At 48.0% G+C, this 18,573-nt stretch carries 14 protein-coding genes; 5 read left to right on the forward strand and 9 right to left on the reverse strand.

Features of this window, described 5'->3' with window-relative positions:
* Window positions 1-150: 150 nt before the first annotated feature.
* The 7 genes from CJ260_RS06005 to CJ260_RS06035 all read right to left on the reverse strand — a co-directional run bounded on the left by CJ260_RS06005 (window position 151) and on the right by CJ260_RS06035 (window position 8,036).
* Window positions 151-1,314 (reverse strand): autotransporter outer membrane beta-barrel domain-containing protein, encoded by a 1,164-nt coding sequence (locus CJ260_RS06005; protein ID WP_143747678.1) that lies wholly within the window; start codon window positions 1,312-1,314, stop codon window positions 151-153.
* Between the two features lie 327 nt (window positions 1,315-1,641).
* Complete coding sequence (citF, locus tag CJ260_RS06010; RefSeq protein ID WP_095629600.1) at window positions 1,642-3,183, reverse strand: citrate lyase subunit alpha; 1,542 nt, start codon at window positions 3,181-3,183, stop codon at window positions 1,642-1,644.
* A gap of 39 nt (window positions 3,184-3,222) precedes the next feature.
* Window positions 3,223-4,077, reverse strand: coding sequence for a CoA ester lyase (locus CJ260_RS06015; protein ID WP_095629554.1), 855 nt, complete (start codon window positions 4,075-4,077; stop codon window positions 3,223-3,225).
* 13 nt (window positions 4,078-4,090) lie between these two features.
* Entirely contained in the window at window positions 4,091-4,354 is a 264-nt protein-coding gene (gene citD, locus CJ260_RS06020) for a citrate lyase acyl carrier protein (RefSeq protein WP_095629555.1), read from the reverse strand.
* Window positions 4,355-4,375: 21 nt separating this feature from the next.
* A complete protein-coding gene (locus CJ260_RS06025; RefSeq protein WP_095629556.1) occupies window positions 4,376-5,665 on the reverse strand; it encodes a 2-hydroxycarboxylate transporter family protein in 1,290 nt (429 codons plus the stop codon).
* A 114-nt stretch (window positions 5,666-5,779) separates the two neighbouring features.
* Window positions 5,780-6,457, reverse strand: coding sequence for a response regulator (locus CJ260_RS06030; protein ID WP_095629557.1), 678 nt, complete (start codon window positions 6,455-6,457; stop codon window positions 5,780-5,782).
* A gap of 19 nt (window positions 6,458-6,476) precedes the next feature.
* Complete coding sequence (locus CJ260_RS06035; RefSeq protein WP_095629558.1) at window positions 6,477-8,036, reverse strand: ATP-binding protein; 1,560 nt, start codon at window positions 8,034-8,036, stop codon at window positions 6,477-6,479.
* A 172-nt stretch (window positions 8,037-8,208) separates the two neighbouring features.
* Here CJ260_RS06035 and CJ260_RS06040 point away from each other — a divergent pair, with 172 nt between their 5' ends.
* Window positions 8,209-9,249: a GNAT family N-acetyltransferase gene (locus tag CJ260_RS06040; protein ID WP_158221375.1), complete on the forward strand. Its 1,041-nt coding sequence runs from the start codon at window positions 8,209-8,211 to the stop codon at window positions 9,247-9,249.
* A gap of 1 nt (window position 9,250) precedes the next feature.
* Window positions 9,251-10,621, forward strand: a complete 1,371-nt coding sequence (locus CJ260_RS06045) for a triphosphoribosyl-dephospho-CoA synthase (protein ID WP_095629560.1) — start codon at window positions 9,251-9,253, stop codon at window positions 10,619-10,621.
* A gap of 72 nt (window positions 10,622-10,693) precedes the next feature.
* Here the strand turns inward: CJ260_RS06045 and CJ260_RS06050 are convergent, their stop codons facing one another.
* The gene (locus CJ260_RS06050) at window positions 10,694-14,437 is read right to left on the reverse strand and encodes a phosphoribosylformylglycinamidine synthase (protein WP_095629561.1); all 3,744 of its coding nucleotides are present in this window, start codon (window positions 14,435-14,437) and stop codon (window positions 10,694-10,696) included.
* Between the two features lie 183 nt (window positions 14,438-14,620).
* Here CJ260_RS06050 and CJ260_RS06055 point away from each other — a divergent pair, with 183 nt between their 5' ends.
* From CJ260_RS06055 to CJ260_RS06065, 3 genes are read left to right on the forward strand one after another with little or no spacing between them, the layout of a single operon-like run.
* On the forward strand, window positions 14,621-15,196 hold the full coding sequence (locus CJ260_RS06055) for a xanthine phosphoribosyltransferase (protein ID WP_087478642.1): 576 nt from the start codon (window positions 14,621-14,623) through the stop codon (window positions 15,194-15,196).
* Between the two features lie 50 nt (window positions 15,197-15,246).
* The gene (locus CJ260_RS06060; RefSeq protein ID WP_095629562.1) at window positions 15,247-15,858 is read left to right on the forward strand and encodes a hypothetical protein; all 612 of its coding nucleotides are present in this window, start codon (window positions 15,247-15,249) and stop codon (window positions 15,856-15,858) included.
* A 45-nt stretch (window positions 15,859-15,903) separates the two neighbouring features.
* Window positions 15,904-17,112, forward strand: a complete 1,209-nt coding sequence (locus CJ260_RS06065; protein ID WP_087478644.1) for an MFS transporter — start codon at window positions 15,904-15,906, stop codon at window positions 17,110-17,112.
* A gap of 113 nt (window positions 17,113-17,225) precedes the next feature.
* On the opposite strand, the gene CJ260_RS06070 is transcribed toward CJ260_RS06065, so the two are convergent.
* Complete coding sequence (locus tag CJ260_RS06070) at window positions 17,226-18,413, reverse strand: DUF3298 and DUF4163 domain-containing protein (protein ID WP_158221376.1); 1,188 nt, start codon at window positions 18,411-18,413, stop codon at window positions 17,226-17,228.
* Window positions 18,414-18,573 lie beyond the last annotated feature (160 nt).

Genomic DNA, 18,573 nt, shown 5'->3' on the forward strand with positions numbered 1-18,573 from the left:
TTGAAACAGTTGTTGAATAATGCTGCGTTTTCCTTCGGTCATAATGACCTTATGTACCGGTTTCTTTTCTCTTGCCATGATAGTAAGCCTCCTATGATTTAGATTGTATCATAGAAGACCTATACCTAGCAGTTATTTACAGAAAAAGCTTCACATAGTCTTTGCGTCCTTATCGTGTTTTAAGGAACGTTCGTCCTCTTTGAGCTTTTTGAACTCTTCCCGGTCTTCCTTTTTTGCGCCGCCCCAGCGCAGGACCAGACCTCCGGTTACGCTCCACGTCTGTTTCATATCAGAGCCGAAGCGCCGCGTCAGCTCGCCCCAAATCGTATTGCCCTGGCCCATGGTGAAAGACGTGCCGACAGTCATATTGTACCAAGATGACGGCCCCGACCCCAGCGACACGGAAGCCGAATCGCCGCTCTGCACATTCTTCCCTTCTCCATACAGGGGGCCGGTAAAATCACGCTGCACTTCAAACCGGCCGTAGGCCAGCCCCTGATTGCCGCGGATACGATAGGTCTTTCCAGCCATGAGGCCGGCCTTTCCCGTAAGCAGGGTCTGATTCTTCGGCGTATACACCGCCGTCGACCCTACAGACGGCAGATTCATATAGCCGAAGGACACGCCGACCTGGGGCTCCCAAAAGAAGCTGTCCGCTGCAAACTTCGTCTGGTACCAGCGCAGTCCCAGCGCCGGCATCCACGTTCGGTACGCTTCCGACCGGCTCTGACCGGCCTCATCCGTATAGGACAAGTGATTCCGCAGGCTCGTCACCCGAAACACGCCTTCTATGCGGTGTGAGTCTGCGCCCTCCCACGACGTGTACCAGGCCGCGCCGTATTTCTTCATGGCCGACGACGCGCCGCCGTACGATATGCCGCCGGAGTCGTAGCTGCTCAAATACGCGTTCGAAGACCCTGACAAGTAAAACAGCCCCTGCCGCATCGTGCCGCCGCGCCAATTCCACACGCGCCCCGCTTCGTAGCCCAGCTGCATGGAGCTGTAATCCTGGGACAGCGATGCGCTGCCATAGCGGGGAAATACGTCGCTGCGGTAGAAAAACTTTACCGACCAGTCCGAGGCATCCGTCGGCCGCTGCATGCCTTTAAAAGCCGCAAACCGGCTGTCATCAATGCGCCGCCATATCAAGTCATCCTCTATGTGGTAGGCGTTGACGGCCCCAATCTGCCCTGCCGCGATGGAATAGGCGGTCTGCCGCCAATCGCTGGGCTCGGCGGCATGAGTAAGACTAGTAGCATGAGTAAGACTAGTAGCATGAGTAAGACCAGTAAGAAAAAACAATATCCCAGCCACAATAAAGTTTCTCTGCCGATAATTCGCCATCATTGCCTGTCCCTCCACGCTTTTACATCCACAATTTTTTACTATTCTACACTAAAAAACGAAGTCTGACTATAACCGGTTCAAAAACAAAAACTCTTATCTATAAACTCTTTCGTATTCGACAGTATTAAATAATTATAACTGTAGATTTGACTAAGTGATAATTTTATTGTTCTATCACTACATTCTCTTATATAATCATAATAAAATGCTCCCTTATAATAAACCAGCATTTAGGATATCGCTTGTTTATTCCTAAGAGAGCATTCCTATAGAGTTATTTAAATTTAATACTTCTTAATTAGATTTTACCTTACGGATAACGTCAATAACAGTTCCATCCCGATATTCTACTACGCCAACGACTCGATCTTCCGTATCCACGGCCATCGCCTTGCCGCAAATTTGTTCGGCTAACGCAGCCATTTCATCAATAGACATAACAGGAATTCCTGAATTTTTGAACTTATCAACTAAATCTTCTCTCTTCATGTTTACAGCTACTCCATATTCCGTAACCAGTACATCAATACTTTCTCCCGGAGTAGTTATAGTCTGCACGTGATCTTTCAGTACAGCTAATCGACTTCTAACTAAATTAGTAGTAATGATAGTTAAAGAAGCTCCGGCTGCTGCATCACTGTGCCCGCCGGATCCGCCCATAATAACTCCATCTGAGCCAGTGATAACATTGACATTAAATTGCTTATCAATCTCTGTAGCCCCTAAAACTGCACAGTCCAACTTATTAACTATGCACCCGCTGTTATAAGGACTTGCATATAATCCGGCTCCTACTTCTAAATGGCCTTCATTTTCTTTAAGAGAGCGAACTGCATCCAAATCAAAGTCTTGTACGTCCATAATGCATTTAAACAATCCTTCTTCATACATCTTGACCAGATATTCAGTAATGCCTCCCATTACAAAGCTTCCTTTGATATTCTTTTCCTTCATAATTTTACTCAAATAATGCGCGACAGCTAAGGATGCGCCGCCGGCTCCGGTTTGGAAAGAAAATCCATCCTTCAATACCCCGGAAGCTTCAATTACTTTTGCAGCATACGAAGCAATTTTTAATTGTACAGGATCCTTTGTAATTTTTGTCGTTCCTGATACGATGCCTTCTGGATCGCCGATATAGTCAATTTTCACGACATAGTCTACTCGTTCTTGAGAAATAGCTATCGGTGCTAATGGATACGGTTCTATGTGGTCAGTAACTGCAACGACTACGTCTGCATATTCTGCGTCTGGAAATGCGTATCCCAAGGAACCACAAGCTGTCTCTCCCTTAATGCCGTTTAGATTGCCATATTCATCTGCCGCAGGCGCCGCAATGAAAGCAACATCGATGTGTAAATCTCCGCATTCAATAGCGCGAGCACGGCCTCCATGTGTCCGAAAGATAACGGGATTCTCAAGTAATCCTTGAGATATAGCTTTTGCAACAGGTCCAACGGCATAATTCGTATCAATATGCGTCACTACACCATCTTTTATATGCTGTAAAAGCGGAGCATGTACAGAAAAAATAGCGCTAGCTGCAATCGTCAAGTCTTTAATTCCCATTCTGGAAGCAACTTCCAATACTTGATTTAAAACGCCGTCGCCGTTTCGAAAATGGTGATGAAATCCCAATGTCATTCCGTCGCGAATAGGTATCTTTCTAAATACATCTTCTAAACTATCCATAAGCTTGCTTTCTCCCGGTTTGGCACACTTTACTATAGGAGCTTGGCGATGCATGTCCGGTTGAGTAGCAAAAGCCCCCTGAAATAGTTTCACTTTTTTTCCATTTATATATTCCGGAATATCCCGATTAACAGCATTTTTCATAACAGGTATCAACCCTTTCATTCCACATCAATATATCTTTCATAGTAAATGAAGCATTTCTGCTAATTGAAGAATTCTCTTTGCTCTTGCTTCAATAGGCGCGTCAATCATTTTTCCATCTACGGCAATAACGCCAGTTCCTTTAGCCCTTCCTTCGTCAAGAGCAGAAATAACGCGTTGCGCCCAACGAATTTCTTTCGTTGTCGGAGCATATAATTCATGTACTGTATCTATCTGACGTGGATTGATAACTAATTTTCCCTTAAAACCTAACGATTTCATTAACCGTACATCTTCCACTAACCCTTCTTCATCTTGTACGTCGGTAAAAGGCGTATCTATACTATCCACGCCAGCTGCGGCCGCAGCATTGGCAATCATAGAACGAGCTACAAAAATTTCCTTCCCGTCTTTTGTCCGAGGTACGCCCAACGCAGCAGTATAATCTTCTGCGCCAAAACAAAGAGCAACCACTCGTTTCGACGATAAAGCAATTTCTAAAGCTTGACTAACGCCCATCGGTGATTCTAACAAAGGCATGACGCTAACTGGTTTTTGACCGTTCGTTTCTGCCTTCTCAATCAATTCCACTTGGCGAATTACATCTTCCGCTCTTTCAATTTTAGGCAGCATCAACGCATCAGGCTGGCATGGCACAATCGTCTGAATATCTTTTTCTCCGCCGCTAATTAACGGATTTATACGAACCACCTTTTCACAAGTTCCATAATGGATATTCCGTAAAGCATTAGCAACTAAATTTCTCGCTGAATCTTTCTCACTTGGAGAAACGGCATCCTCTAAATCCAATATAATCCCATCTGCTCCAAAGATTCCCCCATTTTGTACATTCCCTGGATTATTTCCTGGTAAAAATAATAACGTTCTTCTCATCGATGCCGCCTCCTTATATCATTCCAGCTCGCTGCAACGCCGTTTTTAATCGAGCCGCTATCGTATAATCCAGCGCCCCTTTATCTGACGCAGTAATCAAAACATCCGTAACACCTTCATGTTGACAAACTCGTTCCAAAGTATGACGAATCATTTGTCCAAACTGCGGCAATACAATACTTGTCAATTCTACTTGTATGCCCGAACCTTTCTCCGCTTCTGACACCGTAATGATAATATCGTTTGATTCCAATGTTCCTGCTTGCCCCATTTTCATGAGAAGCACCTCCCAGTATTATTAAGTTAACATCCGCATTAATATCGTCGCTACAATTACTGTGCACGCACCGCCAAGACGAGTAGATATTTGTGCAAAGGGCATTAATTCCATTCGATTAGCCGAGGAAAGAATAGCAACGTCGCCCGTTCCGCCTAACCCGCTGTGACAAGCCGTAACAACAGCCGATTCGACAGGGTACATGTTCATAAATCTGGCAGTGAAAAATCCTGAACCAACCATACCTAATACCGTACCCAATACAGTAAGAATATATGCCGGCGTAATTGCGGCTACCACATCGTTCCAAGGTGTATACAATACGCCTACGCCAACCAGCAATGCCCACGTTAAGTTGCCGGAAACAAATTTATACAGCTGATTAGCTCCCTGTTCCATTTGAGAAGGCATAATACCTATCGCTTTGACAACTGCCGCCCCAATAATCATCAAAATCGGTGCGGGAATGGGAATAACCATATTTAATAACCGGGCCCCAACATAAAAGCTACATGCAATAATCAGCCCTGCGCCCATTAATTTTATATCAATCGGCTGATCAGCTGCTTTCACATCTACTAAATTCAAATCGTCTCCAGACTTTACTAAAACGCCGTTGCCAGTCAGTTCTGGTCGTTTATTTCCTAACTTTTTCAAATATCCTGCCAGCATAATAGCAAACAAGTTACCCAACATTGCCGCCGGAACGAAATGTACTAAAAACTGTTCAGGAGACTGATTTAAAATCTCTGAATATGCTACAGACAAGGGTAGAATTCCTTCACCGACACCGCCGGACAAAATCGGTATCACAATAAAGAAAAAGGCGTGATATACATCCATTCCACAGATGACGCCGACACTAGTACCAATGATACACGCCGCAATCGTTCCAATAATTAAGGGAACAAACATTCTTAAAAACCCTTGAATTAAGAATTTTCGTACCATTCCCAAAATACTGCCGACAACCAAACAGGAAATATAGAAGTATAAAAAATTAGCGCCTTTAGTAAAAGCCGTTATCGCTTTAACTGCCGTAGGATTCAGAAGGCCATAAAAAACTAAACAGGAGGGGATAAAAATTGATAAAATTGCCGGACCGCCAATATCCTTTAAAATGGGAACTCTTAACCCAATATCGCCTAACAACATCCCCATAATCATCATGATAGCGATACCGCCAATCATATCGGCTGGAAGTTTCCCATACAATGTGGCAAAGAAGATAAGCGCCGCTAAGACCACATACACTGGTAAAGGAAGTACGCCGATTTTGAATGACATACAACTGTTTTTTACCTCGTTCATAATAAAAACCCCTTTCGGAATGATTTGATGGCTTCACTATATCATTTCTCGAAAGGGGTTTATAGAATTGTAAATATAGGTAATATTTATGTAATTTCTGTAACCATTTAATTATTACTTTTTACAGTATGTGTACATATAAATAGGCCTTCCTTTAGGGCGATAGGTAAGAGTTCCATACACCAAACCCAGAGTTTCCATATAATTCAAATATTTTCTTATTGATATTCTGGAAATACCCACAGCGTCTGCAATCTCTTGCGTACTGAAAGGGGCTTCTTTTTGGCTGCATTCATATTTGACTCTATCAAGCGTCTGTTTCTCTATGCCTTTGGGTAAATCACAGGAAGTCGCATCAACTCGTTGTTTAAAAAACGCTGCATCCAAAATAGATTGATCAAAATCACTATTATCTTGTAAAATCTTCCTTCTTTCCATATAAGAAAGTAAAGTTGCTTTTAGCCGTTCAAATGTAAAAGGTTTTATAATATAATCTATAACTCCATGTGAAAGAACTCTCTTTACATGTTCTTTCGACTGAGCAGCTGTAATCATGATAACATCAATTTCCGGATACTTAGCTTTCAATTTTATTAAAAACGTAATTCCATCCATTTTAGGCATAAAGACATCCAATAAAATTAGATCAACCTGATGCTTTTCTAAAAAGTCAAGAGCTTCTAAACCATTCTTTACTACGCCCATGACATCAAAACCGTCTACTCTTCGCAAATATCGCGTATTAATCTCTGCAACCATCGGATCATCTTCGATAATTAAAACTTGAATCACTTCATATTCCCCCTTTCTTTTATTCTGGATGTAAATAAATAGAAAAAATGGTTCCTTGGGGATGGTTGGGTTGTATTCCTAGTTTCCCATTGAACCGATATACTATTTTAGCAATCAAATATAACCCCAAGCCTCGATTTTTCCCTTTTGTAGAATACCCTTTTTGCAATATTTTCTTCACATCATCCTGTATGCCGCATCCAGTATCAATGACTTCAATGTACCAGCCGTCGGATTGATATACATTTACTTTAACCTGCTTTTTCTCAGATAACTGCACGGCTTCCATTGCATTATCTATCAAATTTCCCAAAATCGTAATAATAGCATTTCTAAATTCTAACTTTTTTATGTTAGGAATTTTCATGTTACTATCAAATATAAGTTCTGTATTCAACTCCCTGCTTCGGCTACGCTTACTTTGCAAAAAAGATAAAATAACAGGATCTTTTACCTGCCTACTGATTTCCTCAAACTCTGTCGCATCAGTCAGCGCCAGGCTTTGAATATATTCTCTTAATTTATTGTATTCTCTATTGGCGACCAATCCATTAATTACATGAAGCGTATTGCGATATTCATGTGCTCTAACGCGTAATGCTTCTATATAATTTTTTACGCCGGTTAATTCTTCTGACAATTCCCATATTTCTTTAAAATCTCTGAAAGTAGCTATAGCGCCTACAATTTCTCCCTCAACGATTAACGGAACGCGGTTCGTTAAAATAACAACAGTATTAATTTTTTGTTCTTGGTTTAATTCTACTTGCCCCGACTGGACGATATCCATCATACGCGTATGAGGAATCACATCTGCCGCCAAACGTCCGACGAGGTTTCCAGTAATGCCTCCTTTGGCAAAAATACGCTTTGCTTCCTCATTTACAATCTGTAAGTACCCATTTTTATCAATGACAATGACGCCCTCATGGACGGATTGAATTACTGCATTTCTTTCTACAGTTATTCGCGCCAATTCTTGAGGCTCCATATCCAATAAAGAATTTTTAATTTTCCTTGAAACAACTATAGTTAAGACGATTCCAATACACAAAACCAACATTCCGCCGCCTAGCATCTGCATATTTCGCCTTTGTATTGCCGCTTCTACAGCATTCATAGAAACGCCTGTAACAACGGCACCAATTTGTTTTCCATCCTTATATATTGGAGAAAATGCACGAATAGACTCACCCAAACTTCCCTTAGCCACTGAAATATATTCTTCTCCATTCAATGCATTTAATTCATCGTTTCCTTCAATATGCTTTCCTATATTCTTTACGTTAGGATGAGACAATCTAATTCCATCGTTATTAAAAACTACGATAAAATCTACGTTTGTCTCCTTTCTTAAGGCCTCTGTCATTTCTTGCACTTGTTCGTGCTTATCTGGATCTATAATCCAATTTTGCAATTCTGGTAATAAAGCTACAATTTTCGTAATAGATCTTGCTCGATTAGCTACCTCTTCTTTTACATACTTATTTTCATTAGATGATAAAAGCAAATACATGACAGATGTTGATAAAAGCCACGTTAGTGCAACTAATAAAATGAGCTTTGTCCTTAGATGCATGATATCCCTTCTAAAGGTATTAACTTATACCGTATTTTGATGTATTTATTTTATCACATATGGAATATATAAATTTATATATGTAACTTATGTAACCAACATCCAGTCTAAAATTTCGATATACTTTATGTATACGGCAGTAATCGATATAAACTTTAAAGGAGGAAATTTCATGTTCACATTCCGAAAAATCTTTTTATCCCATGCCGCCGATTATGATGAACTTGCAGCCTTTCTTACAAAAATGAATCTCACCTATAATAGATACGGCGTTGATTACTGTATTGGCGCATATCATTCGGATACTAATGAATTACTTGGCACAGCATCCCTTTCCGGTCATGTTATTCATAACATTGCCGTAAATCCCGTATATCAAAAACAAGGTTTAACAACAGCATTATTATCGGCTATTATGTCTTATGGCACATCTAAACACATATTTTATTTCCAATTATTCACAAAACCTCAAAATATTTCTCTTTTCTGCAATGCCGGTTTTAGGTTAGTAGAAGAGGCTTCTCCTTATGTAGCCCTGCTCGAATTCGGACAGCAAACACCAGAATCATGGTGCCGCCGCATTATCCGTGAAAATAATCTATCTTCAACAGATTCCTATGCAGCTATCGTTATGAATTGTAATCCTTATACACTAGGCCATAAATATCTCATCGAGCAGGCAGCCGCAATTGAGCAAAACGTCTTGATCTTTGTCGTCGAAGAAAATCGCTCTATGTTACCCTTTGCAGACCGCTATCGACTCATGCAGGAAGACCTACAAAATCATCCGCAAATAAAACTATGTCCCAGCGGTCCGTATATCATATCCCAAGGAACATTTCCGTCATATTTCTTAAAAAGCAGCGATAAACTTTTAGCGCAAACATTGTTAGATGCCTCTCTATTCGCACACACAATTGCGCCGTTACTTCACATATCGACCCGATATATCGGAACGGAACCACAAGACATAGTAACAAAAACATACAATCAAACATTACAACATATATTAGAAAAATCTCATATTGCAGTAAAAGAAATTCCTCGCATCGAATATAATGGGTCTCCTATATCTGCATCGGCAGTTAGACTACATTGGAAAAATCAAAATTGGTCAATGCTGGAAAAGTTAGTGCCAGCCTCTACACTGGCTTATTTACAAAAAAACTCTTACGCTGCCGTCCTGGCAAATTATAAAGAAAGGACTCAATAGTATGACAACGCTAACAGCTCACTTAGCATACAATGAAATGCGAGTAGAACGCCGCAACATACTACATAATCAATATCCAAATTATGCAATCATTCAATTGACATTAGCTATTCCAGAACCGTACACAAATAGCTTTTCAGCGCAGCAATTATTTTACAAAGGCATAGAGTCTATTCATCAAAAAATTCCCTCATTATGTCATGAACAAATTTACTACGATCCAGATGGTCCTAGCGGATTATTCGTATCATCTGCTAACGCCTTTTATTTAAAAGAAATTTCTAGTCAGATAGAAGAAACGTCTACGTACTCCCGCTTGTTAGACATTGACATCTATGCAAACAATAAGAAGGCCGTTTCTCTTTTTTCACGACGACAAGGCCGTACCTGTTTCCTTTGTCAGGAGCGAGCCGTAACTTGTATGCGTAACCGCACTCATACCAGAAATGAAATTCTGCAAAAAGTCCAAGAACTACTATTAGATTTTCAAGTAGAATTATTATGTAATCAAACATCTGAAGCAGCAAAAAAAATAAGCGCATTAGCTGTTCGTTCTTTACTGTATGAAGCGGCTTCTTACCCTTCACCAGGTTTAGTTGATCCATTGCATCCCGGGTCCCATTCTGATATGGATTTTTTCACATTTTTAAACAGCAGCGCCAGTTTATCATCATATTTTGCAAACTTTTACGATGCCGGACTACAATTTGCTAATTCGAAACAAGAATTATTTCCTCTTTTAAAAAAAATAGGGCTTCTTGCAGAATCGGCAATGTATTCCTCAACTGAAAAAATCAATACGCATAAGGGGAGCATTTTTTCTATGGGCCTTGTCCTTGGAACGATTGGTTATATGAAAAGGTTGCAATTACCTATCAATTCAATATCCATTTTACGTACTGTCCCCCAAATTCTGCCGCCGCTTTCTAAGGAATTTTTCCAGCCGTCATCCTATGAATCAGCAGGAACTCAGGCATTTAAAGAATTTAAGATTAAAGGAGTACGAGGAGAAGCCGCCGCTGGTTTTCCTTCCATCATGAATCAAGGTCTACCAACCCTAAAAAAGGCTCTTGCCAAGGGAAAACCGCTGCGGTTGTCATTAATACAAACGCTATTCGCATTAATGACAACAGTAGATGATACCACTATTTTGCATAGGCAACCTCGTTTAGAAGCGTTACGTTGGGTACAAAACACAGCTAAAAAAGCATTATATGAAAATATATTTGACGCGCCCGATTGGCAGGAAAAAATTTGGGCTATCGATAAACAGTTCGTCAAGCTAAATATTTCTCCCGGAGGTTCTGCCGATATGCTTAGCTTAACATATTTTTTATATCTCTTAGATACCCAATCTGCGCTATTAGACTAAATGTATTCATTACAAAGCATAAAACCCCTGTTTCTGCATAGAGAGACAGGGGCCTTACTATTTTTATTTATCTTATTTAAAATATGCTACGCCGGCAGCGAAGATGGGCTGGAGTTTGTTGCCGCTGATGTTTTCGAAGATGTCGTCGGCGCTGAACCGTTCTGTATGGGCCATCTTGCCGAGGACGCGGCCGTCGGGGCTGGTAATGCCTTCGACGGCGAGGACCGACTGGTTCGGGTTGTATTCGCTGTCGTAGGTCGCCTTACCGGACAGGTCGACGTACTGCGTGGCGATCTGGCCTTTGGCAGCCAATTCGCGGATTTGTTCCGGCGATGCGACGAAGCGGCCTTCGCCGTGGGAAATAGCCACGGTGTGGACGTCGCCGGCCTTGACGTTGCTGAACCAGGGGCTCATGACCGATACGACCTTGGTGTCGACCATGCGGGACAGGTGACGGCCGATGGTGTTGTACGTCAGCGTCGGGCTGTCGGCCTTCAAGGGCTGTACGTGGCCGTAGGGCAGGAGGCCCAGCTTAATGAGGGCCTGGAAGCCGTTGCAGATGCCGAGAGCTAAGCCGTCGCGCTGATACAGGAGCGATTCGAGGGCTTCCGTAAGGGCAGGGTTGCGGAACAATGTCGCAATGAACTTGCCCGAGCCTTCCGGTTCGTCGCCGGCGCTGAAGCCGCCGGGGAACATGATGATCTGGGCCTGGGCGATGCGCTTGGCCATTTCGTCGATCGATTCGGCCAAGTCCTGCGCTGTGTTGTTGCGCAGGACCATGACGTCCGCTACTGCGCCGGCCCGTTCAAAGGCTTCGGCCGAGTCGTATTCACAGTTCGTGCCCGGGCATACGGGGATGAAGACGCGGGGCTTGCCGAAGGATTCGCTGCGGCGCGGGCCGTAGGTCGTGAACAAGGGCAGCTCGGCGTCGCCTTCGCCGCTTTCGCTCTTGATGGGGAATACGCCATTCAGCGGTTCTTCCCAGGCTTTCTGCAGGTCGGCTAAGGCAATCTTCACATCGCCGATTTCCATGAGGCCGTTGCCGCGAGTCAGGCCGACGCGGCGCACGTTGTCGCGGCGAACCCATTCGACGGCGTCGTCCGTATTGGCTTCGACGACGATTGCGCCGTAGCGGAGGTTGAAGAGTTCCTGAGCGCTGAAGGAGCCGTCGATTTCTACGCCGAGGCCATTGCCGAAGGCCATCTGGGCGATCGCCGCGGCGACGCCGCCCTGTCCGACGGCGTGCATAGCCTTAACCTTGCCGGCGACTACGGCTTCGTGGAGGAAGTCGCAGTTCGCCTTAAAGGCGTCGAAATCAGGCACGCCTTCGCCGTCGCGAGGCAGGTCGAAGAGGAGCACGGCGTTGCCGGGCTGTTTAAATTCAGGAGAAATGATATTCTTCGTATGTTCGGGAACAATGGCAAAGGATACGAGGGTCGGCGGAACCGTCAGGTTTTCAAAGGTGCCGCTCATGCTGTCCTTGCCGCCGATGGCCGCAACGCCCATTTCCTTCTGGGCGATATACGCGCCGAGGAGGGCGCTGACAGGCTGCCCCCAGGCCTTTTCGTTCGTGCCGAGACTCTGGAAGAATTCCTGCATGGTCAAATAGACCTTCTTGCGGTCACCGCCGAGAGCCACGAGCTTGGCGATGGACTGGACGACGGCGTAGAGCGCGCCGTGGAAGGGGCTCCAAATCGCCAGATCGGGGTCGTAGCCGTGGGTGAAGATGCTGGCCGTCGTCGTCTTGCCGTTCATGACGGGGATCTTGGCGACCATGCCTTCAACGGGCGTCTTCTGGTATTTGCCGCCGAAGGGCATGAGGACCGTGCGGGCGCCGATAGTGCTGTCGAACCGTTCGGCAAGGCCCTGTTCGGAGGCGATGTTGAGCGTCCCCATCGTGTCGAGCCACGTTTTGGCGACGTCCGTCACTTCGGGAGCCGTAAAGAAATCTTTGTCTTCCGGAGCCGTGACGAAGGCCTTGCGGCGCTGGGTTACGCCGTTCGTATCGAGGAAGGCTCTCGTGATGTTGACGATATTCTGGCCGCGCCAGTGCATGACGAGGCGCTTTGTATCCGTCGCAACGGCGACGATGGTCGCTTCGAGGTTTTCTTCTGCGGCGTATTTCATGAATTCGTCGACGTGTTCCGGTGCGACGACGACGGCCATGCGTTCCTGCGATTCGGAAATAGCCAGTTCCGTGCCGTCGAGGCCTTCGTATTTCTTCGGAACCTTGTCGAGGTTGATGTCGAGGCCGTCGGTCAATTCACCGATAGCAACGGAGACGCCGCCGGCGCCGAAGTCGTTGCAGCGCTTGATGAGGACCGTCACTTCGTGGCGGCGGAAGAGGCGCTGGATTTTCCGTTCTGTCAGGGCGTTGCCCTTCTGGACTTCAGCTCCGCACGTTTCCAGGGATTCGACAGTGTGCTTCTTCGACGAGCCCGTCGCGCCGCCGCAGCCGTCGCGGCCGGTCTTGCCGCCGAGAAGGATGATGATGTCGCCGGGGACGGGCGCTTCGCGGACGACGTTGTTCCGCGGCGCTGCGCCGAGGACTGCGCCGATTTCCATGCGCTTCGCTACGAAGCCCTGGTTATAATATTCCTTAACTTCGCCCGTCGCCAAACCGATCTGGTTGCCGTAGGAGCTGTAGCCCTTGGCCGCGCCGGTCGTCAGCGTGCGCTGGGGCAGCTTGCCCTTGAGCGTATCCTTGACGGCCTGACGGGGATCGCCGGCGCCGGTGACGCGCATAGCCTGGTATACGTAGGAACGGCCGCTCAAGGGGTCGCGGATGCAGCCCCCCAGGCAGGTTGCCGCGCCGCCGAAGGGTTCGATTTCCGTCGGGTGGTTGTGCGTTTCGTTCTTAAACAGGAGAAGCCATTCTTCTTCCACGCCGTCGACGTCGACGGGGATGATGATGGTGCAGGCGTTGATTTCGTCCGATTCGTCGAGGTTCTGGAGCTTGCCGGCAGCCTTCAGCTCTTTGACGGCGATAGTCGCCATGTCCATGAGGGTCTGGGGTTTCTTGCGGTTCAGGTTTTCCCGCGTCGTTTTATACGCTTCGTAGGCCCGCTGGATAGGCGCGGTGAACTTGCCGTCTTCAAAGGCGACGTCTGTCAGTTCCGTCATAAACGTCGTATGGCGGCAGTGGTCGGACCAGTACGTATCGATGACGCGGATTTCCGTTACCGTCGGATTCCGCTTTTCTTCTTCGCCGAAATAGGTCTGGCAGAACTTCAAGTCGTCGAAGCTCATGGCAAGGCCCATGTGGGCCGACAATTCCTTCAGCGCGGCGTCGTCCATCGTCGTAAAGCCTTCGATGACGGCGACGTCTGCCGGCTGTTCCCAGGCCATTTCCAGGGTGTCTACCGGGTCGAGGGACGCTTCGCGGGCTTCGACGGGGTTGATGCAGTAATGCTTGATGGCGGCGACGTCTTCGTCGGACAAGTCTCCCGACAATACGACGACCCGGGCGGTGCGGACGAGGCTGTCGTTCTGCATCGTCAGCATCTGCAGGCACTGCATGGCCGAGTCGGCGCGCTGGTCGTACTGACCGGGCAGGTATTCAATAGCCAGCACCGTATCTCCTTCTTTGACAGGCAGTTCATCGTATACGGCGTCTACCGGGGGCTCGGAGAAAATCATGGTTTTCGCCGCTTCGAAGGCGGCGTCGTCCAGACCGGCCACGTCGTAGCGGTGGAATATGTTAATATCGGTCAACCCCTTGATAAGCAGGTTTTCCTGTAAATCAGCAAGCATGCGTTTTGCTTCGTCGGCAAATACGCCTTTTTTGGCAACATACAAACGTCGAATAGACTGCATGTCATGACCTCCCTAAAAAGATATACATAATCGAATGCTACCCCTAGTATACCTGTTTTATTTCCATAAGTAAATTAGAAATTCAGCTCTATTATTGACTTGACTGGGGTTTCGTATTAGACTGTTACTATTCTAAACGTGTACGTTTACATTTGACTTTCATAATTACTAGGAGGGTTCGTAATGGACGAATTGAAACAGCGCATCCTGCAGGACGGCATCATCATCGACAACCGTATTTTAAAGATAGACAACTTTTTAAATCAGCAAATCGACACGACGCTCATCAACCACGTCGGCCAGGAATTTGCCCGTCTATTTCAGGATGTCCCTGTAGACCGCATTGTCACCATCGAATCGTCCGGCATCGCCGTAGCCTACGCCGTATCGCTGGCCATGAACAACCGGCCCGTCGTCTTCGCCCGCAAAAAGAAATCGCTCCTGACGAGCGGCGAGCAGTACACGGCGTCGATTTATTCCTATACGAAGGAAGAATCGTATACGGCGTCTATCGGTAAATCCTATCTCCACGCCGGCGAATCCATCCTCATCATCGACGATTTCCTGGCCAGCGGCGCCGCTGCCGTAGGCCTGACCGAGATCGCCGCCCAGGCGGGCTGTTCCGTCGCCGGCATCGGCATCGTCGTCGAAAAGACTTTCCAGGGCGGCCGGCAGACCTTGGAATCCAAAGGCCTGCGCGTCGAATCGCTGGCCCGCATCGCCCGCTTTGAAAACAACGCCCCGGTATTTGCCGATTAAACTCGCGCCCCCCGAATGGAGCCGGCGCATCATAGACAGGAGGTACTGCCATGCGCGCTCAGTTTTTTGACGGCTTCGACTTCGCCGATTTCAAGCTCAGCATCGTCGCCGTCGAACACGTAGAAGATTTTTTCAATATCGAAGAGTTCGGCCTGCATCCCATCATGTACAACGAAGCGTGCCTGCGGGGCTACACGGCTATCTTCGGCTTTAACGACGAGAAAATGCTGACCCTTCACAAGCTGCTGACCAACAACAACGGCATGGAGCCGCCGGCCATTGACGGCGTAAAGCCCGTCCCCTTCAACTCGCCGGCAGGAGACCTGAAGTACGACCTGAATCACGTCATGGACTACTCTGGCTCCATCCTCATCGCCAACGGCTTTATCGACAAGTATTTCGTCCCCTTCGGCTTTCAGCTGCCCCACGCCTTCCGCAAGGTCTACGAGCTGACCTTCCGCCACGGCCTCTTCGTCCGCGTCGAAGACAAATCGGAAGCGGCCCGTATGCTGCGCATCGAGTACGAAGAGCCGGTGACGGCCAAAAAGAAGATGCAGATGCGCGTCGGTTCGTGGATGCGCAAATCGGAAGAATACGGCTTCGACGACGAAACGATCGCCCAGTATATGGATCTGAGCTACGATACGAAGTATCTCTTTTAAAAGCTTCCGTCGGCCCCTGGGGCGTCTTGCAAAGGAGGTCTTGTCGTGCGCGACAGGCTATGGACTAAAGATTTTACCATTGATGTATGCATCAACTTTCTCCTCTACGTCATCATGTACCAGCTCATGCTGTGGTCGACCCAGTTTGCCATCCACACCTGGGATGCGACGGTCAGCGAGGCCGGGCTGGCGTCGGGTATCTTCATCATCGGCGCCTTATCGTCCCGCATTATCACGGGCCATGTCATCGACGCCTTAGGGCGCAAGAAAGCCCTCCTCGTCGGCACGGGCATTTACATGGCGGGGCTCTTATTATATTTCCCCGTTCATTCGCTGACGGCCTTTCTGGTCATCCGCTGCCTCCACGGCGCGGCCTACGGCATATCCGCCACGGCGGCCAGCACCATCGTCGGAGCCATCGTCCCGCCGAAGCGGCGCGGCGAAGGCATCGGCTACTATGCCCTGGGCAACACGCTGGCTTCGGCGGCGGGTCCCTTCTTAGGCATGACCCTGTGCAGCGGCGGAAACTACTACTTGAACGTGTACGTGTGCATCGGCCTGGCCGTGCTGACCTTTGCCTTGGCTGCCGCCATCCATTCGCCGGAGCACGTCTGTACGGCAGCCGACAGGGCAGCCCTCAAATCCCTGCGCTGGGACAGTTTCATTTCCGTACAGGCCCTGCCCATTTCCATCATTTCCTTCTTCTGCGGCATCGGCTATTCTACGGTGCTCAGCTTCATCGGGGCCTATACGAATTCCCTGAATCTGGCCATTGCCGGCAGTATTTTCTTCTGCACCTATTCGGTCACGTCGTTTTTCAGCCGGCCCATTATCGGCCGCTTTCTGGACCACCACGGCGGCGACGCCGTCATGTATCCGACGCTGGCCATCTTAGCCCTGTGCATGGCTGCCGTCGGGCTTGCTGAAAGCAATGCCCTCTTTGCCATCGGCGGCGTCCTCCTCGGCCTCAGCTACAGCACTGTCACCTCGTCCGGACAGGCCCTGGCAATCCACGGCGTGCCGGAAGACCATATCGGCCTGGCTACGTCGACCTTTTTCATCTTCGTCGACCTGGGCGTCGGCGTCGGGCCTTACATGCTGGGCAGCCTCGTGCCGGCCTACGGATTTTCCAGTGTCTACTTCGGAGCCGCCGTCATCGCCCTGGCGGCCATTCCTCTGTACTACGCCCTCATCGGCCGGACCGGCGTGTTCTCGTACAAACAGATGGAACGAATTCGTTCTAAAGAAAGATAAATATACAGATCATGCAGAAACGCTGCCGCGTCAGGAAATTCTCTTGGCGCGGCAGCGTTTTTTACGTCTGCTATATGCGGTTATGCAGCCGGCTTCCTTCTCAGGAGTCAGCGTCAATGCAGCTCGCCGACGGCCGGCTGGATGGAAATCGTAAGAATATCGGGCATCTGGTGCAGGACGGCAATGAGTCCGCTCCCATGCCAGCGGCGGTTGCGGCTTCCGCCTTCAGAAATGTCAGGGTCCAGCGTCGGCTCTGTCCCCATCATGGCCGTGACGTAGCCGGCCCATACCATAACGTCCTCTGCCGTCACAGGCCGTTCTCCGCCTACAATCCATATGGATACGGCGTCGACGGTCTTATCTCTGCCGCAGATCGTAAACAGGCGGCAAGGCTGTCCATGCAGCATGATTTCGTAGGTTCGGCCGACGAAAAACGTGCGGTCTGCCGACCAGTTTTCCCGGCCGCCGCCAAAGAGATTGGCCGCGTCCTCGTCGTCCATCCCCAGCAGCCCTGTCAATTCGGACAGGCTGTCGACGGCATAGGGCCTGATGATTTCAAATTCCGGCCGTCCCTCGCTGCCTGGAGCGATTTCATAAGCGGAAAAGACGACGACGGGGTTGCCCTTTTCATTGATGTAAAAGGGCGTGTCCTCATCTATGCCCGTAAAGGTCCCGTACGAAGCCCCGCCGTTCCAGCGGTGATCCATCTGCTGCCGGATGCTGACGTCGGCAATGGTCTGATATTCGTCTCCCAAAATAGCTTTCAGCGTGACGGTCTTTCCCGTTTGGCAGTCGAAGGTATAGTATTTCGCCCGATAGTGGGCACGGCTCCAGTTGTCTGTTCCCATAATTCTCAGGGATAAGTAGTTGTCTGTCTGCGCCAGGATTTCGTACCTGACGGAAACCGCTATGCCGTGGTCTTTCCATTCCTCTTCGCTGCCGCCTGTTTCCAAAAAGGCCTTACGGTACTGCCGGGCCCAGTCTTCTGCTTCTTCAGCATACTGCTCGCACAAGCGGCGTATGCCGGCGTTTACCTGCTTCTGCCGGGCAGCGGAGACAGAAGGCCCCCAGTGTATTTCAGGAATTTTCACGGAAACAGCGATGTCCCTGTCCTCCTTCTCATAGGCCAAGGCCGTGACTACCTTCGGCGCAGGCAGAAGATCCCCTTCGGCTGCACTGACCGGCAGGACAGCCATACCCGCCGTCAGGGCAGCTGCCGCAGCAGCTTTCATAAGGCAGCCCTGCAGCAAAAAGATGGAACGTCGTCCAAAGCCTCCGTCTTTATTTCGCATAACTTTCATCTCCATCGCCTCCTTAAAAAGTAGTGTCGTTACCTTAAGCATACCCTATGCCATTGATTTCGTAAACGATAAAAAGCTGCTATAAAAAAGTTTCATGGAGGAGGCTGAGTTTTTTACAAAAAAACTGCCGCACCAGACGATGCGACAGTGTAATGAGTTC

Origin of the sequence: Megasphaera sp. ASD88 (assembly GCF_002287425.1) — a bacterium.
Lineage (GTDB): Bacteria > Bacillota > Negativicutes > Veillonellales > Megasphaeraceae > Megasphaera > Megasphaera stantonii.